This window comes from Nonomuraea sp. NPDC000554 (genome assembly GCF_040300065.1).
Taxonomy (GTDB): Bacteria; Actinomycetota; Actinomycetes; order Streptosporangiales; family Streptosporangiaceae; genus Nonomuraea.
On sequence record NZ_JBEPDC010000054.1, the window covers coordinates 1 to 26,198 of the forward strand.

Annotated in this window: 21 protein-coding genes; 9 read left to right on the forward strand and 12 right to left on the reverse strand. The window is 72.8% G+C overall.

The window, feature by feature from the left end; all coding sequences use genetic code 11:
* Positions 1–207: 207 nt before the first annotated feature.
* The 4 genes from ABT294_RS49940 to ABT294_RS49955 form a co-directional block, all read right to left on the reverse strand.
* A complete protein-coding gene (locus ABT294_RS49940) occupies positions 208–711 on the reverse strand; it encodes an FxsA family protein (RefSeq protein WP_350813599.1) in 504 nt (167 codons plus the stop codon).
* Positions 712–877: 166 nt separating this feature from the next.
* A complete protein-coding gene (locus ABT294_RS49945) occupies positions 878–1,621 on the reverse strand; it encodes a polyprenol monophosphomannose synthase (protein WP_350813600.1) in 744 nt (247 codons plus the stop codon).
* A 13-nt stretch (positions 1,622–1,634) separates the two neighbouring features.
* Positions 1,635–3,140 carry an apolipoprotein N-acyltransferase gene (lnt, locus tag ABT294_RS49950; protein WP_350813601.1) on the reverse strand — a complete coding sequence of 502 codons (1,506 nt, stop codon included), beginning with the start codon at positions 3,138–3,140 and terminating at the stop codon, positions 1,635–1,637.
* A gap of 831 nt (positions 3,141–3,971) precedes the next feature.
* Positions 3,972–6,266, reverse strand: a complete 2,295-nt coding sequence (locus tag ABT294_RS49955) for a HelD family protein (protein WP_350813602.1) — start codon at positions 6,264–6,266, stop codon at positions 3,972–3,974.
* A 223-nt stretch (positions 6,267–6,489) separates the two neighbouring features.
* Between ABT294_RS49955 and ABT294_RS49960 the strand changes: the two genes are divergently transcribed.
* From ABT294_RS49960 to ABT294_RS49985, 6 genes are read left to right on the forward strand one after another with little or no spacing between them, the layout of a single operon-like run.
* Positions 6,490–7,689: an ROK family transcriptional regulator gene (locus tag ABT294_RS49960; RefSeq protein ID WP_350813603.1), complete on the forward strand. Its 1,200-nt coding sequence runs from the start codon at positions 6,490–6,492 to the stop codon at positions 7,687–7,689.
* Between the two features lie 13 nt (positions 7,690–7,702).
* A complete protein-coding gene (locus ABT294_RS49965; protein WP_350813604.1) occupies positions 7,703–9,040 on the forward strand; it encodes an ABC transporter substrate-binding protein in 1,338 nt (445 codons plus the stop codon).
* A gap of 4 nt (positions 9,041–9,044) precedes the next feature.
* A complete protein-coding gene (locus ABT294_RS49970; protein WP_350813605.1) occupies positions 9,045–9,971 on the forward strand; it encodes a carbohydrate ABC transporter permease in 927 nt (308 codons plus the stop codon).
* Entirely contained in the window at positions 9,968–10,855 is an 888-nt protein-coding gene (locus ABT294_RS49975; RefSeq protein ID WP_350813606.1) for a carbohydrate ABC transporter permease, read from the forward strand. Before ABT294_RS49970 ends, ABT294_RS49975 begins: the two co-directional genes overlap by 4 nt.
* Positions 10,852–12,111 (forward strand): 6-phospho-beta-glucosidase, encoded by a 1,260-nt coding sequence (locus tag ABT294_RS49980; protein ID WP_350813607.1) that lies wholly within the window; start codon positions 10,852–10,854, stop codon positions 12,109–12,111. The genes ABT294_RS49975 and ABT294_RS49980 overlap by 4 nt, the downstream gene beginning before the upstream one ends.
* A complete protein-coding gene (locus tag ABT294_RS49985; RefSeq protein ID WP_350813608.1) occupies positions 12,111–13,100 on the forward strand; it encodes an N-acetylglucosamine kinase in 990 nt (329 codons plus the stop codon). Before ABT294_RS49980 ends, ABT294_RS49985 begins: the two co-directional genes overlap by 1 nt.
* 54 nt (positions 13,101–13,154) lie before the next feature.
* Here the strand turns inward: ABT294_RS49985 and ABT294_RS49990 are convergent, their stop codons facing one another.
* The 6 genes from ABT294_RS49990 to ABT294_RS50015 form a co-directional block, all read right to left on the reverse strand.
* Positions 13,155–14,738 (reverse strand): glycerol-3-phosphate dehydrogenase/oxidase, encoded by a 1,584-nt coding sequence (locus tag ABT294_RS49990; protein WP_350813609.1) that lies wholly within the window; start codon positions 14,736–14,738, stop codon positions 13,155–13,157.
* Complete coding sequence (glpK, locus tag ABT294_RS49995) at positions 14,735–16,210, reverse strand: glycerol kinase GlpK (RefSeq protein ID WP_350813610.1); 1,476 nt, start codon at positions 16,208–16,210, stop codon at positions 14,735–14,737. Before glpK ends, ABT294_RS49990 begins: the two co-directional genes overlap by 4 nt.
* Before the next feature lie 52 nt (positions 16,211–16,262).
* Complete coding sequence (locus ABT294_RS50000) at positions 16,263–17,039, reverse strand: IclR family transcriptional regulator (RefSeq protein WP_502912251.1); 777 nt, start codon at positions 17,037–17,039, stop codon at positions 16,263–16,265.
* 10 nt (positions 17,040–17,049) lie between these two features.
* On the reverse strand, positions 17,050–17,520 hold the full coding sequence (locus ABT294_RS50005; protein WP_350813612.1) for an Lrp/AsnC family transcriptional regulator: 471 nt from the start codon (positions 17,518–17,520) through the stop codon (positions 17,050–17,052).
* A gap of 23 nt (positions 17,521–17,543) precedes the next feature.
* Positions 17,544–18,137 carry a GTP-binding protein gene (locus ABT294_RS50010; RefSeq protein WP_350813613.1) on the reverse strand — a complete coding sequence of 198 codons (594 nt, stop codon included), beginning with the start codon at positions 18,135–18,137 and terminating at the stop codon, positions 17,544–17,546.
* A 210-nt stretch (positions 18,138–18,347) separates the two neighbouring features.
* Positions 18,348–21,023 carry a CHAT domain-containing protein gene (locus tag ABT294_RS50015; protein WP_350813614.1) on the reverse strand — a complete coding sequence of 892 codons (2,676 nt, stop codon included), beginning with the start codon at positions 21,021–21,023 and terminating at the stop codon, positions 18,348–18,350.
* A gap of 113 nt (positions 21,024–21,136) precedes the next feature.
* On the opposite strand from ABT294_RS50015, the gene ABT294_RS50020 reads away from it, so the two are divergent.
* The 3 genes from ABT294_RS50020 (at position 21,137) to ABT294_RS50030 (ending at position 23,597) form a co-directional block, all read left to right on the forward strand.
* Complete coding sequence (locus tag ABT294_RS50020) at positions 21,137–22,486, forward strand: S8 family peptidase (protein WP_350813615.1); 1,350 nt, start codon at positions 21,137–21,139, stop codon at positions 22,484–22,486.
* A 74-nt stretch (positions 22,487–22,560) separates the two neighbouring features.
* Entirely contained in the window at positions 22,561–23,142 is a 582-nt protein-coding gene (locus tag ABT294_RS50025; RefSeq protein WP_350813616.1) for an RNA polymerase sigma factor, read from the forward strand.
* The gene (locus ABT294_RS50030; protein WP_350813617.1) at positions 23,139–23,597 is read left to right on the forward strand and encodes a hypothetical protein; all 459 of its coding nucleotides are present in this window, start codon (positions 23,139–23,141) and stop codon (positions 23,595–23,597) included. The genes ABT294_RS50025 and ABT294_RS50030 overlap by 4 nt, the downstream gene beginning before the upstream one ends.
* On the opposite strand, the gene ABT294_RS50035 is transcribed toward ABT294_RS50030, so the two are convergent.
* Together ABT294_RS50035 and ABT294_RS50040 are read right to left on the reverse strand one after the other, a co-directional pair.
* Complete coding sequence (locus ABT294_RS50035) at positions 23,575–23,955, reverse strand: STAS domain-containing protein (protein ID WP_350813618.1); 381 nt, start codon at positions 23,953–23,955, stop codon at positions 23,575–23,577. The genes ABT294_RS50030 and ABT294_RS50035 overlap by 23 nt on opposite strands.
* Before the next feature lie 235 nt (positions 23,956–24,190).
* The coding region (locus ABT294_RS50040; RefSeq protein WP_350813619.1) for a helix-turn-helix transcriptional regulator at positions 24,191–26,198 on the reverse strand (2,008 nt) is incomplete at its 5' end.

Below are 26,198 nucleotides of genomic sequence, written 5' to 3' on the forward strand. Positions count from 1 at the left end.
GCTTCTTCGGCCCCTGCGGTTTGCGGTCCTTACGGATCTCGAAGTCCATCGCATCCCCCGAGCTGGGGTGTTGCGACGATCCCTAGAACTTAAGGGACGCCCGGGGGCTTTTCTGTGCCGTCAGGGCCGCTGAAGGGCCGGGAGTGCGCCGAACACCTGACCGGCCACCGTCACGGCAGGCGCGGACCCCGGCGTGCTCCGGTGGGGCTACGCGTCGCGGTCGTCGCGCAGGACCTCGCCGTGCACCACCTTGGCGCCGCGCGGCGCCGCGGCACCGGGCTCGTCCGCGGACGGGACGCCGCCGGTCGGCGGGAAGAGGTTCGCGTACGGCGAAGCCTCCGCCATCCTCTGGATCCGGCGCTCGAAGAACCAGGCGGCCAGGCGCCGCATCGACGGGCGGGTGAACGGCAGCACGCACAGCAGCCCCAGCACGTCCGTCAGGAAGCCGGGGACGAGCAGGAGCGCGCCGCCCGCCAGCACCAGGCCGCTGTCGCCCAGCTCCCGCTCGGGCATCCGGCCGGACCGCAACGTCTCCTGCAGCCCGTGCCACGCCCTGCGTCCCTCAAGCCGGACGATCCACGAGCCCAGCACGGCGCCGGCGACGAGCAGGGCCACTGTGGCCCACCCGCCGATCGCCGAGCCCACCTGGAACAGCAGCCAGATCTCCAGCACCGGGACGGCCAGGAAGGCCAGGAAAAGCAGGAGCCGCATCGTTTCCTCATTCCGCACACGCGCGTACGTCAGGGATAACGCGGAAAGCGGGCCAACCGTTCCACGCCGCCGCCCCCAGGAAGAACGCGACGGCCATCCCACCGTCCCGTGCTGCCGAGACCCAGAAGCACGCGGCGCCCCTCCGCCCGCGAAGAACGCGGAAGCCTCAGCCGCGTTTCCTGCGCAGCCGGGTGGGCAGCCCGGTGACGCCCCACTGGCTGATGCGCCAGAACGCCTCGTACATGACAGGGCCGCTCATCTTGCTGGTGCCGATCGTCCGCTCGACGAACGTGATCGGCACCTCCACCACCCGCAGCCCGTGCCTGACCGTGCGGAGGGTGAGGTCGATCTGGAAGCAGTAGCCCTGCGACTCGACGTCCGCCAGCCCGATCTTCTCCAGCGTGCTCGCGCGGTAGGCGCGGAAGCCGGCGGTGGCGTCGCGTACCGGCATGCCGAGCATGATCCGGGTGTAGACGTTGGCGCCTCTGGACAGGAACTCGCGCCGGTGCGGCCAGTTGACCACCTTGCCGCCGGGCACCCAGCGCGACCCGATCGCCAGGTCGGCGCCGTCGACGAGCGCCTCCAGCAGCTTGGGCAGTTCCTCGGGCTGGTGCGAGCCGTCGGCGTCGATCTCGACGAGGACGTCGAAGCCCTCGGCCAGCCCCCAGCGGAACCCGGCGATGTAGGCGGCGCCGAGCCCCTGCTTGCCGGGCCGGTGCAGGACGTGCACGTGGTCGTCCTCGGCGGCCAGCTCGTCGGCGACCTTCCCGGTGCCGTCGGGGCTGTTGTCGTCGGCGACCAGGAGGTGCGCCTCCGGCAGCGCGGCCCGCAGCCGCTCGACGATCAGCGGCAGGTTGTCGCGTTCGTTGTAGGTCGGGACGACGACGAGCACCCGCCCGAGAGTCTCCATGATCAGTAGTTCCTCATCCCCGGCGCCTGCCTCGCCACACGGCGACCCCGACGGCCGCCGCTCCCATCATCATCAATGCCCACTCAGGCGCGGCACCCACCTTGGTGGCGATCGTCTCCTGGGTGCGTACCGGCACCTTGACCACGTTCATGTCCGCGACCAGCTCGCGAGTCTGCCAGGAGACCTTACCCTCAGGCGTGACATATGCCGAGATTCCGGTGGTGGCGGCGGTCACGACGGCCCGGTTGTGCTCGACGGCGCGCAGCTGCGACATCGCGAGCTGCTGCGGCGGCAGGTTCGACAGCGCGTACGTGGCGTTGTTGGTCTGCACGATCAGCGGGGTCCCGCCGGCCCGGACGGTTCCCCGCACGGTGCCGTCGAAGGCGACGTCGTAGCAGTTGACCGCGCCGACCGTGACGGGGCCCACCTTCAGCGCGCCCGGCTTGGTTCCGGCGATCGACTGCCTGCCGACCAGGTTGGCCCGCTCCCACAGCGCCAGGACGATGTCCTTGAACGGCGTGTACTCGCCGAACGGCACCAGGTTCTGCTTGTCGTAGTACGCGCCCGGCCCGGTGACGGGGTCCCACACCAGGCTGCGCGTGGCGCGGTGCTCCGTGCCGATGGCCACGACGGCGCCGACCAGGGTGGGCACGCCGACGTCCTTGACGGACTCGTCGATGATCTGGCGGGCGAACCTGTCGCGGTAGGGGTCGATGTCGGTGGAGTTCTCCGGCAGGGCGACCAGGTCGGGCTTGAGCAGCTTGCCCTCGCGGGCGGCCTCCGCCAGGCGCTTGGTCCCCTCGGAGTGGTTGCGCAGCACGACGGCCGGCTCGTCGCCGAGGACGTACATGCCTCGCCCCGGAACGTTGCCCTGGACGATGCCGACGTTGACGGTACGCCCCTCGTCGCCGGGCCTGGGGACGGCGAGGCTCAGCAGCGGGATCACCAGGGCCAGCGCCGCCGGCACCAGCCTGGCGAGCCCCTTTCCGCGCCCTCTTCCGGGCCCTGTTCCAGGCTGGACCGCCGCATAGGCGAGCAGCGCGCCGCACAGCGCGACCGCGAACGACACCAGCGGCGCGCCGCCCAGCGCGGCGTACTCGGTGAACAGCGACTCGCCCTGGCTGAAGGCGGCGCGGGCCCACGGGAACCCGCCGACGGGCACCAGGCCGCGCACCCACTCCATGAGCACCCACAGGCCGCCGAACCACAGCGGCCACCCCGGGAGCCGGAACACCAGGGCGGCCAGGGCGGCCATCGCGGCGTAGAACAGGCTCTCCACGCCCACGAGGGCCAGCCAGACGTCGTCGCCGATCGTCCGGACCCAGGCGAGTGTCGGCAGCAGGAACGCCACCGCGGCCAGGTAGCCCAGCCAGGCGGCGCGGCGCGGCCTGGCCCGGTAGAGCGAGGCGACGATCAGCCCGATGCCGAGCGGCGCGCACACCCACCAGCCGAGCGGCGGGAACGCCAGGTAGAGCACCACCCCACCGGCGACGGCGGCGGCCACCCGCGCGAGAAGCACCCGCCGCGCCTCCGGGACGACGGCACGCCCCCCGGACGCGCTCCCAGGGGAAGCGCCATCCGGACCACCGGACGCGGCATCAGGACCGGCAGGCGCGGTGTCCGGGCCGGCGGGCGAAGGTTCGGCGAGTTCCGGGTCGAGGGCTGTGGGCGCGGTGGCAGCGTTCGAGGGCGCCGTGGATTCGGGCGGTCGGCCCGTTCTGTCCTGCACCAAGCCGGTTTCTCCTCGCCGCTCGCACACCTGCTTGCGAAAACGCTACCGCCCTCCGGCAGCCGTTCGGCCGTTCCGGCTCGATCGGATCATCGAAGGAGCGCTCCAAGTATGCGCAATCTCCCGTACAGGGGCGTCGGCGGGCGCGGACGGGAGGGCGGGGCGCGGGGGATCGGGTGCGGCACGGGACCGGCCGGCCGGGAGCGGCAGGGTGGCCCCGACGTGGGACCACCCCGGCGCTTGGTGGCGATCCTGCGCACGAGAGCGGGAAGAGGGCCCGGAAACCCTTCGGACCGGACCCGTCTCGTCGGCGGCGAGCGCGGAATTCCGTTGTCTACTGGGCTCCCGGGCCCGTCCCGGGTCCAACCCCCCGCCCGGTTGGGGTGCCCCGACTCGACGGACCGACGGCCCTGCACCTGGCTGTGTGGACGAAGTCACGCTCCGTCACGGACGCAGGATCCGACGATGTCAGAGACGGCCAACCGGCCAAGTCCCGTGCTGGACTGCGCAGCAAACTACCGACTCCAACTCAGATGTCAACCGTGTCCCGATCAGCGGAAACATCAAGTTTTCGCAGGTAGCACATGCGCGACTTGCCGCATTAACGCCACTTAAAGGCAGTTAAAGCCCATTTATAGCGTCATGTCCGGGATGCGGCAAGGCGCCCAGAGCTGGGGACAGCGGCTGAGAGTGCACGACGCCGAGCCGCTGCGTGGCCCGCGTGAGGGCGACGTACAGATCGCCGGGCCCCTTCGGCGACTGGGCGGCGATCAGGCCGGGCTCGGCGACGATCACCGAGTCGAACTCCAGGCCCTTGGCGTCGGCGACCCCCATGACCGCCACGGGCGCGTCCAGCGCCGCCGCTCCCCGCGCCGACCCGGCGCCGGGGGTGACGACGACCGTGCCGACGACCGCGTCGGAGATCACCGAGCCGAGCGCGGACAGCAGCTCGTCGGGCACCACCACCGCGACCTTGCCGCCCTCCCCCACCTCGGCCTTGGCCAGCTCGTGCAGTTCCGCCAGCGGCGCCGCCCACGGCCGCGCGCCGGTCTCGCGTACGGACGTGGGCGCCCGCAGCCCGGGGTCGATGGTGGCCAGCACGCGGGAGGCGAGCGCCATCAGCTCCACCGGCGTGCGGTAGTTGACGGTCAGCTCCTCCTGCCGCCAGCGCCCGGCCACGTAGGGGTCGAGGACCTCGGCCCACGAGCGCGCCCCGGCCGCCGAGCCGGTCTGCGCGATGTCGCCGACGATCGTCATCGAGCGGTTGGGGACGCGGCGCATGACCGCCCGCCAGGCCATCGGCGACAGCTCCTGCGCCTCGTCCACGATCACGTGCCCGTAGGCCCAGGTGCGGTCGGCGGCGGCCCGTTCGGCGGTGGTCAGGTAGGGGCCGCCGCCGCGCTGGCGCTCCGCCAGCCGTTCGGCCTCCATGACGTCCGACAGGCCCGTCAGTTCCAGCACCTCGCGGGCGTAGGCCAGCTCGGCCTCGCGCTCGTGCTCCTCGGCCTGTCTGGCGGCGGCCAGCTCCTCCTCCGCCTGGAGCGCGCTGGCCCGCAGCACCTGCTCGTCGATCTCGCCGAGCAGCTCGGCGGCCTCGTCCAGCAGCGGGACGTCGGACTCGGTCCACTCGCCGCCGTCGCGGCGCAGCAGCGCGCGCTCCTCGGGGGTGAGCGCGGCGCCGGCGTAGCCGAGCCGCTCCGGCGAGCCGTACAGGCCGAGGAGCAGGCGCTGCGGCGTCAGGTACGGCCAGAGCCGGTTGAGCGCCGTCCTGACGACCGGCTCGGTGCGCAGCTCCTCGCGCAGGCCGGCCAGCTCGTCGTCGTCGATCAGGCCCCTGCCGAGCTTCCTGGCGGCCTGCCTGGCCAGGGCGTTGAGCACGGACCTGACGAACAGCGAGCGCGCCTGGTTGTGCGGGCGGCGCGAGCGGGCGGCCTTGTTCCTGGCCGCCTCGAGCATGGAACGGTCGATGGTGAGCGTGTAGCGGCCGAGGGTGAGCTCCACGGGCTTGCGCGGGACGCGCTGCCGGTCGCGGACGGCCCGCTCCAGCACCGCCGCCATGCGCAGGTCGCCCTTGACCGCCGCCACCTCGGGACGCTCGCGGACGGTGGTGGTCAGGCCCGGATAGAGCTCGCCGACCGTCGAGAGCAGCACGTCGGTCTCGCCCAGGGAGGGCAGCACCTGCTCGATGTAGCGCAGGAAGGTGAGGTTGGGCCCGAGGATGAGCACGCCGCGGCGTTCCAGGCGCTCGCGGTGGGTGTAGAGCAGGTAGGCGGCCCGGTGCAGGGCGACGACGGTCTTGCCGGTGCCGGGGCCGCCCTGCACGACCAGCACGCCGTTCAGGTCGGCGCGGATGACGCGGTCCTGCTCGGACTGGATGGTGGCCACGATGTCGCGCATGCGCCCGGTGCGCCGCTCGTCGAGCGCGGCCAGCAGCGCGGCCTCGCCGTTGAGGGTGGCGCGGTCGTCGTCGCTGAGCGCGTCGAGGTCGAGCAGGTCGTCGTCGACGCCGACCACGGCCCGGCCCTTGGTCTGCAGGTGGCGGCGCCTGGTCACGCCCATGGGCGCGGCGGGGGTGGCGCGGTAGAACGGCTGGGCCACGGGGGCCCGCCAGTCGATCAGCAGGCGTTCCTGCTCGTCGTCGGTGAGGCCGAGCTTGCCGATGTAGAGTCTGCCCTCGTCGACGTGGTCGAGGCGGCCGAAGACCAGGCCGCGCTCGACGGCCCAGAGCCTGGCCAGGCGGGAGGCGTACATCTCGGCGAAGGTGTCGCGTTCCGACCTGTTCTGCATCGTTCCGACGGCGCCGGCGGCCAGCACGTCCTTGAGCTGGCGCTGGGTACGGTCGCGCAGTACGTCGAGGCGGTCGTACAACCGGGTGACGTGCTGCTGTTCTCTGGCGAGCTCGGTTTGACGAGTCACCGCCGCACCATTATTATTGTTAATGGGATACTCCGGGCCATTCTCTGCTATTTCCGACAAAGGACGAGATTAGCACGCCTGTTGAGGCACTCCCATCTTTCCCTGCATCGCTCCCTTCCGCATACGGTCACGGCTTGGTTTCACCTCTTGACCGGGGTCGCTGGAACCTTCTACGTTCACATCGAGTTAGGAAACTTTCCTAACTTCGAGTGAAGGAGCGAACGTGAGCGGTCCGGTTCCGGGGACTCCCAGTCTGCTACGTGCGATCAACGACCGCGCGGCCCTGCAGGCGCTCCTCGAGCGCGGCCCGCTGACCCGGCCCGAGATCGGCACCCTGACCGGCCTGTCCAAGCCGACGGCCTCCCAGCTGCTGTCACGGTTGCAGGAGGCCGGGCTGGTGGTGCTCGACGGCATCAGGGAGGGCCTGCCGGGGCGTACGGCGGAGGTCTACCGCATCAACCCGGCGGCGGCCTATGTCGGCGCTCTGGACGTCACCCCCGACAGGATCGAGGCGCGCGTCGCCGACATCACCGGCGCGACCGTGGGCGAGTACACGCTGCCCACGCCGCGCCGTCCCGGCGGGGACCTGGTGGAGCGGCTGCGGACGGCGCTCGACGGAGCGGGCCCGCCCGGACCGCTGCGCCGGATCGTCATCGGCGTGCAGGCGGCGATCGACCCCTCCACGGGCAGGCTCGGCTACGCCACGGCCAAGGACATGCCAGGCTGGCAGATCGCCGACCTGGTCCCGACGCTGAGCGACGGCCTGGGTGTGCCGGTGTCGGTGGAGAACAACGTCAACCTGGTGGCGCTGGCCGAGCAGTCGCACGGAGCCGCGCACGGCACGTCCGACTTCGTGCTGCTCTGGGCCGACGAGGGCATCGGCTCGGCCATCGTGCTGGGCGGGCGGATGCACAGGGGCGCCACCGGCGGCGCGGGCGAGGTCGGCTACATGCCCACCCCCGGCGCGCCGACGGCCCGCGAGGCCGGGCGCTACGCCAACCACGGCTACCAGGCGCTCACGGGCGGCCCCGCCGTGCTGAAGCTGCTGCGCTCGTACGGCGTGCGCGGCACGGACTTCCGCCAGGCCATCGCGAACGCGGTGCGCGCGGCGGACGGCGGCGGGCAGAAGGCCGACGACGCCAGGGCGGGGCTGCGCGACATCGCGGCCCGGCTGGCGGTGGGCCTGGCGGCCATCACCTCCGTCCTCGACCCGGGCCTGATCGTGCTGACCGGCGGCGTCGTGCTGTCGGGCGGCGAAACCCTGCGCGAGCTGGTCGAACACGAACTGCACGCGCTCACCATCCCGCGACCCCAGCTGCGCCTGTCGACCGTCGAAGGCAACCCCGTCCTCGCCGGCGCGCTCGACCTCGCCCTGGACACCGTCCGCGACGAGGTCTTCGGCTCCACGGTTCCCCTGCCATGAGGAGGCACCCCCTGTGCGCTTCGTTCCCCTGGCCGTCGCAGGGCTAGCGGCCCTGTCGCTGGCCGCCTGCACCGCCGGCAAGGAGGGCGGCCCCGCCCTCGGCTCCCAGCCCAAACCGTCAGACACCGCGCCGTCGGCGCTGCCCGCCACCACGATCGAGCTGTGGCACGGCTTCTCCGCCGACTCGGAGGTGAAGGCGTTCACCGACGCCATCGCCGGTTTCAACAAGAAGTACCCGCAGATCACCGTGAAGCTGGTCAAGGGCGTCCAGGACGAGCAGATCACCCAGGCCGTGCGCGGTGGCCGGCCGCCGGACGTGGCCTCGTCCTTCACCACCGACTCGGTCGCCGCGTGGTGCAAGAGCGGCGTCTTCCAGGACCTCACCCCGGTGATCAAGCAGGACGGCGTCGACCTGTCGGTCATGCCCGCCGTGGTCAACGACTACACCCAGTACGAGGGCAAGCGGTGCGTGATGCCGCTGCTGACCGACGCCTACGGCCTGTACTACAACAAGGCGCTGATGAAGGGCCACCAGCCGCCCAAGACGCTGTCGGAGCTGACCAAGCTGGCCAAGGAACTGACGGTGCGGGACCCCGACGGCACGATCAAGGTGGCCGGCTTCATCCCCAGCGCGCAGTACTACGAGAACACCCCCGGCCACTGGGCCCCCATGGTCGGCGCCAAGTGGACCAACCCCGACGGCACCTCGGCGATCGGCTCGGACCCCGCCTGGAAGAAGCTGCTGACCTGGCAGAAGGAGCTCATCGACTGGTACGGCCACGCCAACCTGGAGAAGTTCCGCAAGTCGCTGGGTGACGAGTTCTCCGCCAACCACCCCTTCTACAAGAACAAGATCGCCATGGCGATCGACGGCGAGTGGCGGGTGGCGATGCTCGCCAACGAGGCGCCGAAGATCGACTACGGCACCGCGCCGATGCCGGTCGACGACGCCAAGCCCGACCTGTACGGCGGTGGCTTCACCGCCGGCACCGTGATCGGCGTGCCGAAGGGCGCCAAGCACCCCGAGGCGGCGTGGGCGCTGGTGAAGTACCTGAGCACCGACACCGACGCGCTGGTCACGCTGGCCAACGCGATCCGCAACGTGCCGACCACCACGGCCGCGCTGCAGTCGCCGCAGCTGAAGAAGGACGAGCACTTCCAGACCTTCCTCGACATCTTCGCCAACCCGAAGACCATCACGATCCCGGCCCACGTCAACAGCACGTTCAACCAGGAGGCGCTGCAGTCCTTCATCGCCTCGTGGGAGAAGGGCTCCGCCAAGGACCTGGACGCCGGCCTGGCGGGCGTGGACAAGACCATCAACGACAAGCTGAAGCTGTCGGGCGGCTGATCCCATGGCCGCGCGCTCGCTCAGGCGCAGGGAGGGCCTGCGGGCCCTCCTGTGGCTGGCTCCCTGGCTGGTGGGCTTCTCGGTGCTGTTCGCCTACCCGCTGCTGGCCACCGCCTACTTCTCCTTCTTCAACTACGACCTGTTCACGCTGAAGTTCACCGGCCTGGACAACTACCGCTACTTCCTGCAGGACGAACGGGCCTGGCTGTCCATCAGGAACACCGCCTGGCTGGTCGTGTTCATGGTGCCCGCCCAGGTGCTGTTCGCGCTGGGCGTGGCGCAGCTGGTCACCAAGCTCAAGGCCGGGGTCGGCTTCTTCCGCACCGTGTTCTACCTGCCGGCGCTGGTGCCGGTGACAGCCGGGACGGTCGCGTTCGTCTTCCTGATGAACCCCTCGACCGGGCCGGTCAACCACCTTCTCGACCTGGTCGGCATACAGGGGCCCGACTGGTTCGGCGACAAGGACTGGTCCAAGCCCGGTCTGACGCTGCTGGCCATGTGGAGCGTCGGCAACCTCATGGTGATCTTCCTGGCGGCCCTCCTGGACGTCCCCAGGCACCTGTACGAGGCGGCGGCCATCGACGGCGCGGGCGGCTGGCGGCAGTTCCGCAGCGTCACGCTGCCGACGATCCGGCCCGTGCTGATGTTCTCCATCGTCACCACCGTGATCTACACGCTGCAGTACTTCACCCAGGCGATGATCGCGGCCCGGGTGGCCTCGGGCGTCACCGACGCGCCCGGCACGGCGTTCGTCCCCGGTTATCCGGAGATGTCCACGCTGACGCTGCCGCAGTGGCTGTTCCAGGCGGGCTTCCGCGACTACTCCATGGGCTACGCCTGCGTGCTGGCCCTGGTGCTGTTCGCCGCGTCGATGCTCTTCACGCTCGTCCTGCTGCGCCAGTTCCGCGGCTTCGAGGAGGTCTCGTCGTGAGTGCCACACTGGTCGCCGCGCCCGAGCGCGCCGCCGTCCACCGGTCTCGGGGGCGGCGCCGCACCAGGACGGCGCTGTACTGGATCGCCACCCACGCCGTGGCCACGGGGCTGGCCGTCGCCTTCCTCGGGCCGCTGGTGTTCGTCCTGTTCACCGCGGTGATGAGCGACAACCAGACGCTGACCGACGAGCTGCTGCCGCACACCTGGAACTGGGAGAACTTCGCCGAGGTGTTCGCCCGCTCGCCGCTCCTGCTGTGGCTGCGCAACACCCTGCTGTATGCCGGGCTCGGGACGCTGTTCACGCTGCTGTCGTCGATCCCGGTGGCGTACGCGCTGGCGCGGTTCCGCTTCCGGGGGCGCAGGCTGGCGTTCCTGCTGGTCATCACCATGATGATGCTGCCGCCCCAGGTCATCGCGGTGCCGGTCTACCTCATCTGGGCGCGCTTCGAGCTGACCGGGACGCTGTGGCCGCTCATCCTGCCGATGCTGCTGGGTGACGCGTTCTCCATCTTCCTGCTGCGGCAGTTCCTCATCACGATCCCGCGCGAGTACACCGACGCCGCCCGGGTGGACGGCTGCTCCGACTTCAGGACGCTGCTGCGGGTGATCCTGCCGATGGCCAGGCCGGGCATCGTGGCGGTCGGGCTGTTCCAGTTCTTCTACTGCTGGAACGACTACTACGGGCCGCTGCTGTACGCCTCCACCGACCTGGACAGCTGGACGCTGTCGGTGGGCCTGGCCTCGTTCAAGGCGCTGCACCACGTCCAGTGGAACCTCACCATGGCGGCCACGCTGCTCGTCATGGCGCCGGTGATCATCGTGTTCTTCTTCGCCCAGAAGGTCTTCATCGAGGGCGTGACGCTGACAGGAGTGAAGGGTTGAAACTCGCCGTAATCGGGGGCGGCTCGACGTACACGCCGGAGCTCGTCGACGGGTTCGCCCGGCTCAGGGACGAGCTGCCCGTCACGGACATCGCCCTGATAGATCCGAACGCGTCCAGGCTGGAGCTGGTGGCCGGGATGGCGCGCAGGATGCTGGCCCACGCCGGGCATCCGGCCCGGGTGCTGGCCACCGCCTCCGTCGAGGAGGGGGTGGCGGGCGCGGACGCCGTGCTGTTCCAGCTCCGCGTCGGCGGGCAGGCGGCGCGCAACGTCGACGAGACGCTGCCGCTGCGCTGCGGCTGCGTCGGCCAGGAGACGACCGGCGCGGGCGGCCTGGCCAAGGCGCTGCGTACCGTCCCGGTGGTGCTGGAGCTGGCCGAGACGGTCCGCAGGCACGCCCCCGGCGCGTGGATCGTGGACTTCACCAACCCTGTCGGCATCGTCACCAGAGCGCTGCTGGACGCCGGGCACCGGGCGATCGGGCTGTGCAACGTCGCGATCGGCTTCCAGCGGCGCGCCGCCGCCGCGCTGGGCGTCGAGCCGTCGCGCGTCTCGCTCGGCCACGTCGGGCTCAACCACCTGACCTGGGAGCGGGCCGTCTACCTGGACGGCGTGGACGTGCTGCCCGCGCTGCTCGGCAAGCACGTCGAGGAGCTCGCCGAGGGCCTCGGCCTGCGGCCCGGCCTGCTGACCAGGCTCGGCGCGGTGCCGTCCTACTACCTGCGCTACTTCTACGCGCACGACCAGGTGGTGGAGGAGCAGCGGGCCCAGCCGTCGCGGGCGGCGGAGGTGGCGGCCATGGAGGAGCGGCTGCTGGAGATGTACGCCGACCCCGCCGTGGTCGAGAAGCCGGAGCTGCTGTCGCAGCGGGGCGGCGCGTTCTACTCCGAGGCGGCGGTCGCGCTGATCGCCTCGCTGCTGGGCGACCGGGGCGACGCGCAGGTGGTGAACGTCCGCAACGGCGGCACGCTGCCCTTCCTGGACGACGACGCGGTCATCGAGGTGCCCGCCACCATCACCGCCGCAGGGGCCGTCCCGCTGCCGGTGCCGGCGGTGGAGCCGCTGTACTCGGGGCTGATCGCGCACGTGTCGGCGTACGAGAGGCTGGCGCTCGACGCGGCGTTGCACGGCGGCGCGGACCGGGTCCGCGACGCGCTGCTGGCCCACCCGCTGATCGGCCAGGACGCGATCGCCGAAGAGCTGACGGACCTGCTGCTGGAGGCCAACCGCGCCCACCTGCCGTGGACGGTGGGCTAGTGGAGCGCCGCAGGCTCGTCCTGGCCGTCGACGGCGGCAACAGCAAGACCGACGTGGCGGTGGTCGCGGACGACGGCGAGGTCCTGGCCACGGGGCGATCGGGCCCGTTCGCCCCGCAGAGCGACGGGGTGGCGGCGGCGGTCGACGAGGTGGAGGAGGCGGTGCGCCAGGCGGTCGCGGGGGCGTCACCCGGCGGATGCGTGGACGCGGGGTTCGACCACGTGGCCGCCTACCTGGCCGGGGCGGACCTGCCGGTGGAGGAGGAGGCGCTGGCGCGGGAGTTCGCCGCCAGGGGCTTCGGCCCGGACATCGTGGTGCGCAACGACACTTTCGCCCTGCTACGGGCGGGGGCGTCGGCGCCGTGGGGCGTGGCCGTGGTGTGCGGGGCGGGCATCAACGCGGTCGGCGTCGCCCCCACCGGGGAGGTCGCCCGCTTCCCCGCGCTGGGACGCCTCAGCGGCGACTGGGGCGGCGGCCTGGGCGTGGCTGAGGAGGCGCTGTGGCACGCGATCCGCGCCGAGGACGGCCGGGGGCCGGCCACCACGCTGACGACGCTGGTCAAGGCCCACTTCGGCACGGCCACCGTCGAGGACCTGGTGCTCGCCCTGCACTTCGGCCACCTGGACGCGGACCGGCTGCACGAGCTGACGCCGGGCGTCTTCGCCGCCGCGGCCGACGGCGACGCGGTGGCCCTGTCACTGGTGGAACGCCAGGCGGAGGAGGTGACGGTGCTGGCCGAGGTGTGCCTGCGCCGCCTCAACCTGCTGGAGACGCCCACGGAGGTGGTGCTCGGCGGCGGCATCCTGACCGCCAGGGACCCGCTCCTGACTCCCCTGCTGGACAGCGCCTTCGCCGACAGGGCGCCGCGCGCCAAGCTCATCGTGGCGGACGTCCCCCCGATCATGGGGGCCGCGCTGAACGGCCTGGAGCGCCTCGGGGCGACGGAGGCCGCCATGGCCCGCCTGCGCGCCCGCTACGAGCGCCCCTGACGGCGGCCCGCCCGGCGCGACCGCGCGCCGGGCGCTCCAACCTGGCCGGGCGCGTCAGCGGCCCTCCAGCAGCTCCCTGACCCGGTCGCGGACCTGGGGCGTGTCGAGCCCGCGGACGGTCAGCGTGGTGCGGCGGCGCAGGACGTCGTCGGCCGTGGCCGCCCACTCGTGGTCGCGGGCGTACAGCGCCTGCGCCCAGATGTCGGGGCCGTCGGGGTGGATGCGCTCCCCCAGCGCGGGATCGTCGCGGATGAGCCTGGCCAGGTCGAACGCGATCGACCCGTAGTGGGTGGCCAGGTGCCGGGCGACGAGCGGGTCCATCCGGGCGCCCGGCTCGCGGTCGGACCACAGCCGCATCGCGACCGCGTCGGGGCTGGCCAGGCCCGGCAGCGGCATGGCGGGCAGGATGGCCGCCAGGTCGTCCCCCAGGGGGCGGCCCGGCAGGTGGGCGAGCGTGTCGAGGACGAGCTTGCCGATGTGCCGGTAGGTGGTCCACTTGCCGCCGGCGACCGACAGCATGCCGCCCCTGCCGCGCGTCAGCACGGTCTCCCGCTTGGCGGACGCCACCGCGCCCGGCCCTCCGGGCAGCACGCGCAGCCCGGCGAAGCAGTAGGTGAGGTCCTCGCGCCGCAGCTGCCCGTCCTGGACGGCGTGCCCGGCCTCGTCGAGGATCTGGGCCACGTCCGCGTCGGTGGCGCGCACGTCGGCGGGGTCGCCCTCGTAGGCCTCGTCGGTGGTGCCGAGCAGGAGGTGGTCCTCCCAGGGGATGGCGAAGGAGACCCGGTACTTGTCGATCGGGACGGTGAGCGCGGCCTTCCACGGCTCGTGGCGGCGCATGACCAGGTGGGCGCCCTTGGACAGCCGGATGCTGGGCGCGGCGCCGGGGTCCTCCATCCGGCGCAGGTGGTCGACCCACGGGCCGGTCGCGTTCAGCACGAGCCGGGCGTTCACCCCGAACTCGGCGCCGTCGAGGCGGTCGCGCAGGTCGGCTCCCGTGACGGTGCCGCCCACGGTGCCGCCGGTCTTGCGCAGCCCGACGACCTCCGCGTGGTTGAGCACGACCGCGCCCGCGTCGACCGCGGCCCGGACCGTCATCACCGCGACCCGGCTGTCGTTCATCTGGTGGTCGCCGTAGACGGCGGCGGCCCGCAGCCCCTCCGCCTTCAGCGCGGGCACCTTCGCCAGGGCCTGGTTCGGCGTGATCACCTTCCCGAGGCCGTCGCCGAACACCGACAGCGCCGAGTACAGGAAGACGCCCGCGCCCAGCTTGGCGGCGCCGTGCGGCCCGCCGCGGTAGATCGGCACCACGAACGTGAGCGGCTTGACCAGGTGCGGCGCGACGTCGGCGGCCAGCGCCCGCCGCTCGCGGTGGTTCTCCGCGACGAGCCTGACGTTGCCGGTCTGCAGGTAGCGCAGCCCGCCGTGGACGAGCTTGGACGACGCGCTGGACGTGGCCCCGGCGAAGTCGCCCGCCTCGACCATGGCGACGCGCAGCCCGGCCTGCGCGGCCATCCAGGTGACGGAGGTGCCGAGGATGCCGCCGCCGATGACGAGCAGGTCGTAGGTGGTGGTGGACAGCTCCTGCCGGGTCTCCGCGCGGGTGGCGGAGTACGCGGCGGGTGTGGTGGGGGAGGTCATGGCGTGCTCCAGTCGAGGCTGCGTTCGATGGCCTTGCGCCAGTTGCGATGCTCTCTGTCGCGGACGTCCTGGCTGACCTGCGGGCGCCATTCGGCGGCCTTGTGCCAGTTGGCGCGCAGGCTGTCGGTGTCGGGCCAGTAGCCGGTGGCCAGGCCGGCGGCGTAGGCGGCGCCCAGGCAGGTGGTCTCGGCGACCATCGGCCGTACCACCGGCACGGCCAGCACGTCGGCCAGGATCTGCATGAGCAGGTTGTTGGCGGTCATCCCGCCGTCGGCGCGCAGCGAGGTGAGCGCGAGCCCGGCGTCGGCGTTCATCGCGTCGACCACCTCGCGGGTCTGCCAGGCCGTCGCCTCCAGCACCGCCCGCGCGATGTGCCCCTTGGTGACGAACCCGGTCAGCCCGGCGATGACGCCGCGGGCGTCGGAGCGCCAGTGCGGCGCGAACAGCCCGGAGAAGGCGGGGACGAAGTAGCAGCCGCCGTTGTCGTCGACCGTCGCGGCGAGCGTCTCGATCTCGGCGGCGCTGGAGATCAGGCCGAGGTTGTCGCGCAGCCACTGCACCAGCGACCCGGTGACCGCGATCGAGCCTTCCAGCGCGTACGTGGCGGGCGCGTCGCCGATCTGGTAGCCGACGGTGGTGAGCAGCCCGTGCTTGGACGTGACGGGCTCGGCGCCGGTGTTCATCAGCAGGAAGCTGCCCGAGCCGTAGGTGCTCTTGGTCTCGCCGGGCTCGAAGCAGGTCTGCCCGAACAGGGCGGCCTGCTGGTCGCCGAGCGCCGCCGCCACCGGCACGCCGCCGTCGGCCGTGCCGTACACCTCGGCGGACGGGCGGATCTCCGGCAGCATCGCGCGGGGCACGCCGAACGCGGCGAGCAGTTCGTCGTCCCAGCTCAGCGTGCGCAGGTTCATCAGCATGGTGCGGCTGGCGTTGGTGACGTCGGTGACGTGGCGGCCGGTGAGCTTCCAGATCAGCCAGCTGTCGACGGTGCCGAACAGGACCTCGCCCCGCTCGGCCCGCTCGCGCAGCCCCGGCGTCTCGTCCAGCAGCCAGCGGATCTTGGGGCCGGCGAAGTAGGTGGCGAGCGGCAGCCCGGCCCGCTCGCGGAACAGCTCCTCGTATTCGGCCAGGGAGCGGACGAGGGCGTCGGTGCGGGTGTCCTGCCAGACGACGGCGTTGGTCACGGGCCGTCCGGTGCGGCGGTCCCACAGCACGGTGGTCTCGCGCTGGTTGGTGATGCCGAGCGCGACGAGCTGGCCCGGGTCGATGCCGCTGCCCGCGACCGCGTCGGCCAGCACCGTCTGGACGGCCTGCCAGATCTCGGTGGGATCGTGCTCGACCCAGCCGGGCCTCGGGAAGATCTGCCGGTGCTCGCGCTGCGCGACGGAGACGATCCGGCCGTCGCGGTCGAACACCATGCACCGGCTGGACGTGGTGCCCTGGTCGATGGCGGCGACGTAGTGCGGTCGAGGCACGGGGTTCCTCACTTCAGCTTGTTCGGCATTGCCGAACACAGGGGGTAGATAATCATCGGCTGAGGTCTCGGGTGATGGCACGGGCGGCGTCGCGGACGTAGGAGACGACGTCCATGCGGGGCTCACCGCCCTCGGCGAGGCGTTCGAGCGCGCCCCTGACGCCGATCGCCCCCACGGTGACCGCGCGGCGGTCCCTGATCGGGGCGGCGATGGAGACCTCGCCCTCGACCAGTTCCTCCACCTCGGCGGCCCAGCCCCTGCCGCGTACCAGCTCCAGGTCCTTGGCCAGGTCGTCGGGGGCGACCAGGGTGCGCCCCGTGAACGCGGGCAGCGGCTCGGCCGGCGCCTCGCCGTACGGGTCGTAGGCGAGCAGCACCTTGCCGAGCGCGGTGGCGTGCGCGGGCAGCATGGTGCCGACCTGAAGGACCTGCATGCTGTCGTCGGGCCTGAACACGTGGTGGACGACGAGCACGCCGCCCTCGTGCAGGGTGCCGATCCACACGCTCTCCCTGCTGCGCCCGGCCAGCGCGTCGGCCCAGTTCAGCGAGCGGGTGCGCAGCTCGTTGACGTCGAGGTAGCTGCTGCCGAGATGCAGCAGGGTGCCGCCGAGCCGGTAGCGGCCGGTGGTGGCGTCCTGCTCGACGAAGCCGACGTGGACCAGCGTGCGCAGGATGCCGTGCAGCGTGCCCTTGGGCAGGCCCATCGCGCGGGCCAGCTCGGCCACGCCCAGCTCGCGCGGCCCCGAGGCGAGCAGCCGCAGGATGCCGGCGGCGCGTTCCACGGACTGGATCGTCTCTCCCACGCCGCCGACTCTATCGTGGTTCGGCATTGCCGAACAGTCAGGCCAGATTTTCCTCGCCGGGAGGCTCCGCCAGCTCGGGGGCGCGGTGCTCGTACGGGGTGCTCAGCACCACCGTGGTGCGGGTGGAGACGTTCGCCGAGGCGCGGATGTGCTGGAGCAGCTCCTCCAGCGCCACGGGCGAGGCCACCCGGACCTTGAGGATGTAGCTCTCGTCACCGGCGACGCTGTGACAGGCCTCGATCGCGGTCAGGTGGGCCAGCCGCACGGGGGCGTCGTCGGGCGCGGCCGGGTCGATCGGCTTGATCGACACGAACGCCGTCAGCGGCAGCCCGACCGCGTCGTAGTCGACGACGGCGGCGTAGCCGCGCACGACACCGCGCTTCTCCAGGCGGCGGACCCGCTGGTGCACGGCCGACACGGACAGGCCGGTCTCCCTGGCCAGGTCGGTGAAGCTCATCCGGCCGTCCGCTGCCAGCAGCGTGACGATCCGGCGGTCGATCTCCTCCATCGGTCAAAGGTAGCCGGTGATGGTCACGACATGGTCCCGACGGGGGTGGGGCCCGACCGCATCGCGTGCTCGACCAGCGTGATGAGCACCTCCCTGCCCGAGGCGCGCTTGCGGGCGTCGCAGCGCACGATCGGGATCTCCGGCTCCAGTTCGAGGGCCTGGCGCACGTCGCCGACCGTGACGGTCCTGGCGCCGTCGAAGCAGTTCAGCGCCACCACGAACGGCGTCTCGCGGCGCTCGAAGTAGTCGATGGCGGGGAAGCTGTCGGCCAGGCGGCGCGTGTCGGCCAGCACCACGGCCCCGAGCGCGCCCATGGCCAGCTCGTCCCAGACGAACCAGAACCGTTCCTGGCCGGGGGTGCCGAACAGGTACAGCATGTAGTCGTCGCGGATGGTGATACGGCCGAAGTCCATGGCCACGGTCGTGGTCGGCTTGGACTCGACGCCCGACAGGTCGTCGATGTGCGTGCCGACGTGTGTCAGCGCCTCTTCCGTACGGAGGGGGCGCGTCTCGGACACGGCCCCCACCATGGTGGTCTTTCCCACGCCGAACCCACCCGCGATCAGGATCTTGATCGCCGTCGGCAGCCGCCAGCGGTCAGAGCGACCGAAGTCCATCGAGCACCGCCATGGTCAGTGGTACCTGTCAAGGCGCGAAGAAAGGTCATTCCCGCGTCCTCAGCACCGGGCCACCCTAGCAACGCCACAAATTCCACTCAAGCCACAATCCATCTCATGAATCAATATGTCACAGTTTGTCGGTTATCGCAGGCACTTGAGAAGATTTATCGCTCAACAGTCAAGGGGTCTGTCAAGTCGGCGGCGCCGTCAGCCCGCGCCGATCGCGACGAACGAGACGTCGTCGCCCCGGGCCTGGCACAGCGCCTCGGCCAGGCTCAGCCCGCGCCGTAACCCGTCGTGCAGGCCGACCATGACGGGCACCGCCGTCTCGTCGTTCACCGGGACCACGCTGGCGACGATGCCCGCCGTGCCCAGGCGCAGCAGCGCGGTGGCCAGCCCGAGCAGCTCGTCGGCGCCGACCGCGGCCATCTGGCCGGAGTCGCAGCTCGACAGCACCAGCCGGTACGGGGCGCGGCGCAGCCGTTCCAGGTCGTAGCCGGTGAGCGGGCCGTCGTCCAGCAGCAGGGACGAGAACAGCGGGCTGTCGGCCCTGAACGTGCCGTGCGCGGCGACGTGCGCCAGCAGGCAGCCGTCGATCGCGTCGAGCACGGCGCGGGTGGTGGACGAGCCGCCGCCCAGGACGGTCGGCCGTGCAGGGGCCTCGTCGTACAGCCCGGCGATGACGCGTACCTCCTGCTCGGCGTTGGCCACCTCGGGCCCGCGAACGAGGACGATCGAACCGTCGCCTGGCCGCTCGGCCGCCTGCGCGCGCAGCCACGCGCCCGCCGACGGGGCGATGCTGAAGACCCTGCGCCGCAGCGACGGCAGCAGCCCCCACGGGGCCTCGTGCAGCCTGCTCGGCGGCACCACCACGACGGGACCGTCGCCGAGCCTGCCCGCCACCGGCCCGAGCACGCTCGCCTCCAGTCTGGCGCCCAGCTCGGCGAGCGCGGCCCGGTCCGGCCGCCGCTCGTAGGCGAGCCGGCGCAGCCGGGAGCGGGCGAACTCGATCTCGGCGACGGCCGTGGCGGCGGGCCCGACGGCGAACCGGCGCACCCGGCCACCCCCGCAGAGCAGCACGTACAGGACAGCGTCGACGATCACCAGCTCGGCCAGGCACCCGTCGCCGAGCGCGGCCAGGATCTGCTCCGCGCCCGGCCCGCGCTCCCCCTGGCCCGCCGCGCCGCGCACGTGCAGGGTTCCGGCCCTGACCTGGGCTTCGAGGCGGGCACGGTCGCGTTCCAGCGTCGCCGCGGACGCCGCGCCGCTGGAGCGGGCCACCGCCAGCCGGTGGTCGGTGTCGCGCAACGCGGCGAGCCTGGCCAGCAGCTCGGGGTTCTCCGGCGGCCGGACGGCGGGCACAGCCAGCGCGGTGGCCCGCCACCGTTCGGTCCAGGCCAGCAGCCCGCGGCTGCGGCCGGAGCGCAGCGACTGCCGCCGGGCCAGCGTGGCCAGCTCGGCGCCCTGCGCGGTGACCAGGGCGCGCAGCTCCGAGGAGCCGAGCGTGAGCCGGTGCTCCTCGATGAGCGCCAGCCCGGCCCGGCAGGCGCGCAGCAGGCGGCGCGGCTGCCCCGCCGCCTCAGCGCGCAGCGCCTCGGCCAGCCAGCCGCCCGCCCTGGACGTGGCCGGCCCCCGGTGCCTGGCCGACGCCGCGGCCGACAGATGCTCCTCGGCCTGGCGCCCGCGCCCCAGCGCGAGCGCGGCACGGCCCGCGAGCAGGTGCGCCTGCCACACCTCGGGCGAGCCCAGCCTGGCCAGCCTGGCGGCCAGCCGCCGGGCGTCGGCCAGCAGCCTCGGCGACGCCCCGCCCTCCGCGAGCCCCGCCTGGACGAGGATGAGCCGGGCGTGCTCGGCCCACCAGGCGCGGCGCTGCCCGGCGAACAGCCCGATGGCCTCCTCCGCGCGGCTCCTCGCGGCGGCGGGGTCGCCGGCGGCGAGCGCGGCCCTGGCCGCGATGAGCAGCAGCTCGGCCCGCATCGTGGCCTGCCCGCGCAACCTGGCCAGCAGGGCCAGCCCCGTGTCGGCCTGCTCGAGCGCGTCGCGGGCCAGCCCGGCGGCGAGCAGGACCGCGCACCGGTCGGCGACCAGGTCGAACATCGGGATTCCGAGCTCCTTGAAGCGCCGGTCGGCCTCGTCCAGGAACTCCAGTGCGACGGGTAGGTCACCGGAGCGGAAGGCGACGACGCCGCGGTTCTGCACCGCCACGACCGAGTCGTGCTCCTGGTTGGTGGTGGCGAACATCCGCTGGGCCGCGCGGAAGTCGGCGTCGGCCGACCCCACCGCGCCCAGCGCCAGGTTGACGTGGCCGCGCAGGGTCAGCGCGCGGGCGGCCCACACGGTGTCGCCGGCGTCGAGCAGCGCGGGGGTGGCCAGGCCCAGGTCGTCGAGGGCCTCGCGGTGCCAGCCGACGATCCAGCGGGCCCCGGCGCGGCGGAACAGCACCCGCGCCCACGTGGTGCCGTCGGCTGCGCTCACAGCCTTGTCCACGGCCTTGTCCACGGAGTCGTCCACGGTTCTGTCGGCCGCTCTGTCGGCGGCCTTGTCGGCGGCTCTGTCGAGGGCGGCCAGCCCGGGGCGGGTGCGTCCGTGCCGCAGCAGCGCGATGCCGAGCGTGGCCAGCACGTCGGCCTCACGGTCGGGCGAGCCCGCCCGCCTGGCCAGCCGCACGGCGTGGCGCAGCTCGACGATCGCCGACTCGGGCGCGCCGAACTCCCGGTGCAGGATGCCGAGCGCCTGACGGGCGATCGACAGCTCGTACGGCCCGCGCCCGTCGGACAGCATGGCCCTGGCGGCCTTCAGCGCGTCCTGGGGGCGGGCGAAGACCATGGCCAGCAGGTCGTGCGGATCGGCCGGAATCAGGGGGCTACGGGCCGTTCCAGACACTTTACAGATGGTAGGGCGGAGGTTGTCAGACGTCCACGTGTCTGGTGTATCAACCAGGAGCGTCCGCACTCATTACCGGCAGGACGTAAACGCTTCCCGAGAAGGAACCGAACATGAGCACACCGGACGTCTCCCCCGACGATCGCTTCTGGCGGCAGCTCGACGTGGTGAACGCGGCGCTGCCCCCCGGGCAGCGCGCCGTGGCCGGGCCGCGGGGCGCCTCCCCCGGGTCAGCGGTCCGGCCCGAGTACGCCCACCTCGCCGACCACGTCCTGGTCCGCGCCGACGACGAGAGCCGGTCCAGGGCGCTCATCCAGCAGAACTTCGCGGACGCCGCGCCTGCCGCCGTGGTCTGGCCGCCGGAGCAGCATCGCGGGCGGGTCAGGACGCGCAGGCTGCACGTTCCCGGCAGGGACGCCCACGGCGTCGCCGAGACGCTCCAGGCCGGAGGGGTGGACGCCGCGCCCGTCCACCTCGTGTCGGTCGCAGGGGTGAACCTGTGCCCGGGCGACGAGCCGGTGCCCACCGCGGCCCCGCTCAGGCCGCCGCTCGGCGACCGCGCCCGGGGTGCGGGCGTGACGGTCACCGTGATCGACACCGGGCTGGTGCACGACTACCTCGACCACCCCTGGCTCGCGGCCAGCCCGGGAGTGCCGGCCATCCCGCAGGTCGGCGGCGACGTCACCACCCTCCTCGACGAGGTCGACGCCGACGGCGGCATCAAGCCCTACGTCGGGCACGGCACGTTCATCGCCGGCGTGCTGCGCTGCGTCGCGCCCGCCGCGGACGTGCGCGTCCACGACGGCTTCCCCTACGGCGGCGCCATCATGGAGGACGAGCTCGGCCTGCTCCTGCTGCAGATCCTCGACGAGCACGGCTGGCCCGACATCATCTCCCTGTCGGCCGGCACCCGGACCCAGGACGCGCTGACGCTGGTCGGCCTGTCCGACTTCGTGGACGAGCTGGCCGCGCACCCCGGCACGGTGCTGGTCGCCGCCGCGGGCAACGACGGCGGCACCGGCAAGTTCTGGCCGGCCGCGTTCGCCGACGAACCGGTGAACGCGCGGGGCGACGTCGTCGTCTCGGTCGGGGCGCTGCGCGAGGACGGCACCGGCCGGGCCTGCTTCAGCAACCACGGCAGCTGGGTGAAGACCTTCGCACCCGGAGAGCGCCTGGTCAACGCCTTCACGTCCGGCACGTACGCCTACCACTACCCGGCGGCGGGCTCCTGCCGCCACGCCAGCCCGGCGCTGTACGCCGGCTGCACCTGCGTCGCGCCTTTCAGCTCGGGCGACACGGAGAAGTTCACCGGGCTGTCGGCGTGGAGCGGCACCTCGTTCGCGACGCCGGTGATCGCCGGTCTGATCGCGGCCCGCATGTCAGAGGCCGGCGTCGGCTCCCGGCAGGCGGCCCTCGACGTCGTGGAGGGACGGGTGCCCGTGCCGGATCTCAGCGGTTCATGATTCTCCGGTTCCCCGTCCTGCGGCGTGCCACGAAATATCATGTCATTCCCGCTCGAAGTGAGGGAAGGACCGCCGTGGACGACACCGGAACCCTCGTCAAGGCCGCCGCAGGGGGTGACGCCGAGGCGTGGCTGGAGCTGTACCAGCGCTACACCGGGCTGGTGTGGGGCGTGGCCAGGGCCCACCTCGCGAACAGCGCCGACGCCCAGGACGTCTGCCAGACGACATGGTTCCGGTTGGCCGAGCACCTGACCAGGATCAGGGACCCGGAGCGAGTAGGCGCCTGGCTGGCCAGCACCGCCAGGCACGAAGCCCTGCGCGTGATCCGCACCAGCGGGCGGGCCACACCCGTCGGCGACGTGGAACTGCTGGGGCTCGACATCGACGAGCGCACGCCCGAACTGCTGTTCATCGAGGCGGAGGAGGCGCGCGACGAAGCGCGGCGAGAGGAACTGGTGTGGAGCGCCTTCCAGGAACTGGGAGAACGCTGCCGCCGCCTGCTGCGCATCCTCATCGCCTCGCCGCGACCCACCTACCAGGAGGTCGCGACGGGGCTCGGCATCGCCGTCGGCAGCGTCGGCCCCATCAGGGGGCGCTGCCTCAAACGGCTGGCAGTCCTCATCGGACGACGGGGAGTGACCGGGATTCCCGGATGACTGTTATGGACGATGGTTTCGAACTGGAAGAGGAACTACGCGCGATCGCCGAGCTGCTCGATCCCGTCCCGCCTGAGCTGTTCGAACACGCCATGCAGGCGTTCACGCTCAGGACGCTCGACGCCGAGCTGGCCGAGCTCACCTTCGACTCGTCCGACGCCGAACCGGCGACGCGGGTCAGAGGGGCCGCCCAGCCGCGGATGCTCACCTTCGAAGGGGGCGGCGTCGTGCTGGAACTGGAGCTGACGGACGCGGCGGGCGGCACCAGGATGGTGGGACGGCTGCTCAACGGCGGCCCCACCGAGATCGGGGTGCAGCGGCGCGAGGGCGTGGCCCGCATGCGCTCCGACGACCTCGGCCGTTTCACCGCCGAGTCGCTGGCCCGCGGCCCGCTCCGGTTACGTGTCACCCCCGACGGGGGCGACACGGTGGTCACCTCGTGGATCCTGATCTGACCAGGTGGTCGAGCACCTCCTGCGGTGAGCGCCGCAGGTCGAGGTAGGCGTCGAGGTGGAGCACGGCGAGGACCCGTTCCAGGTGCCCGCCGGCTCCGGCCAGGATGACCTGCCGGTGCTCCCGCTGCGCGCGCTGGTGGGCGCGCACGAAGACGTGGATCCCGCTGGAGTCGCAGAAGGTCAGCCGCGTGACGTCCACGAGCAGGACGGGGAGCCCGGTCTCGGTCATGAACTGGTCGACGGCCTGCTGCACCAGCGGGGCTTGCAGCAGGTCGAGCTCACCGGCCAGCCGCAGCTCGACGCAGTGGTCGTGACGGCGGGCCCGGACTTCGAACGCAGGCGTCGTGATGTGGCTCACCTGGGCCTCCGCGCGTCGATCACCCGAGGAAACCATCATCCCGCATCTCCCGTCGCCCCTGACAAGCAGCCCGCCAGTGACATTCGGGGACGCCTCCGGCAACCGCGGGGCCTCCCCGCCGCCTCGAGGGGGCCTCTGACACGGCTGGTTCCTTCGCTCGTCGGGACGGTCCTCGGTGACGCCGCGCCAGTCCCCTCCTCCGGCGCGGCGTCACCGTCCCCCCACGATGGATCGGTCAGGACGCCTCTCCCAGCTTGGCGGCGAGCGCGACCCGGGACCCGATCCCGAGCTTGGTGTAGATCTTGCTGATGTGGTATTCGACGGTCTTGACGCTGATCATCAGCTCGCGGGCGATCTGCCGGTTGGTCAGCCCTCCGGCCACCAGCGTCGCCGTGCTGAGCTCCTGCGGCGTCAGCCCCAGCCGTACCGTGGCCGGTGGTTCCAGCCCGCACGCCTCCAGCTCCTGGTCGCAACGGGCGGCCAGGGGGGCGGCGCCCAGCTTGCCGAAGATGGCCCGCGCGGCGTGCAGCCGCTCGGCGGCGGCCCGCCGCCGGCCCGTGCGGCGCAGCAGCCTTCCCAGGTCGAGCAGCGCCCGGCCCTCCTCCAGCGGCCACACCCCGCCCCGGACGAGGTCGAGGGCCGCCGCCAGGCTCTCCTCGGCCGCCGCCGGAGCGTTCCTGGCAGCGAGCAGGAGCCCGCGCAGCCTGGCCGGCTGCGGCCCGGCCAGCGCGGAGAGCCGGCTCTCGGCCTCGTCCAGACGGCCTTCGGCGATGAGCCCCTCGACCAGCCCCGGCCACGGGTCGGGCGCGAACGGCCCGCCCCGCTCGGGCCCGAGCACCGCCATCGCCTGCCCGGCGGGCATCTCACCCAGCAGCATCATCGCCAGGTCGGCCTGCTGCTCGCCGAGCGGGTGGCGCAGGCGGCGGGCCCAGGCGCGGGCCGCGGTGGCGTGCGCGAGCGCCCGTCCGTGCTCGCCCTGGGCCTCCAGCGGCGCCACGCACGCCACCTCCAGCAGGGGCAGCAGCCAGAGCTGGCCGAGCTGCCGCGCCTCCGCCGCCGCGTGCTCCGCCCGTGCGACGGCGTCCTGCCAGTGCCCGCCGGCGTACTCGGCGACGGCCAGCAGCGCGCTCGCCAGCAGCCGGTGGTGCGTCGGCCCGGACTCGGCGAGCGCGGCCACGGTCCCTGCCAGCAGTCGGCGCGCCCCCGCGGCGTCGTCCTCCCGCAACCTGCGGACCGCGGCCGCCACGCCGCCCTCGGGCTCCTCCCGCCGCCTCTCGGCGTCGGGCGAGCTCAGCACCAGCACGTCGTACGGACGGGCCGCCGCCCCCTGGATGGGCTCCTCGATGGCCGCCCGCGCCCACATCGCCGCGCCCTCGTGGTCGGCCGTGACGAGGTGCAGCCAGGCGAGCTGCTCGGCGACGTCGGCGGCGAAGCCCGGTTCCCTGTCGCGCCAGGCCGACGCGAGCAGCCCTGCCGCCTCGTCGAGGCGTCCGGAGGCCAGCGCGAGCCGTCCGAGCACGTACCGCCGCACCGGGCGAGGGTCGGCGTTCCGGACGGCGGCCAGCTCGGCCGCCCGGCCGACGTCCCCGCCCATCAGGACGTGCTCGAGCACGGCGGTCAGCAGCTCGTCGCGACGGGCGGCGGACTCGGCCAGCCCCGCCGCCACCTCGAGATGGGCCGCGGCCTCCTCCCACAGGCCGTGCTGGGCGGCCTTGGCGGCGTACCGGGCCAGCTCCCCGGCCAGCGCCTCGTCAGGACCGCTCGCGGCGGCGGCCCGATGACGCAGCGCCTCCCCGGCGTCCTCGACCGCCCCGGCGGCCGCCAGATGCAGCCTGGCCCGCGCCCCCGCGCCCAGCCGGCCGTACGCGGCCGCCCGCGCCAGCGGCTCGGTGAAGCCGATCACCCGCCCGGGGGACTCTTCCAGCACCCCGGCGGTGACGGCCTCGTCCAGCGCGTCCAGCGCCCCGGCCAGGCCGTCGAGCGCCTGGACAGACGGCACGCCGATCCAGGCGACGCCCGCCGCCCGCACCACTGCGCGGGCCCCCGCAGGCCGCGCGGTCGGACGGGACGAAGCGGGCGTCGCGGAGGCAGCCGCTGTGGCCACCTTGGCGGCGAGGTGAAGCGTGGTCCGTCCGCCGAGAACGGCGCAGGCGGCCACGAGCGCCCGCGCGCTCGGCCCGCACGCCGCCAGCCGCCTGGCGAACGGACGGGCGTAGGTGTCGGGCGCGGGCAGCGGCGCGGCC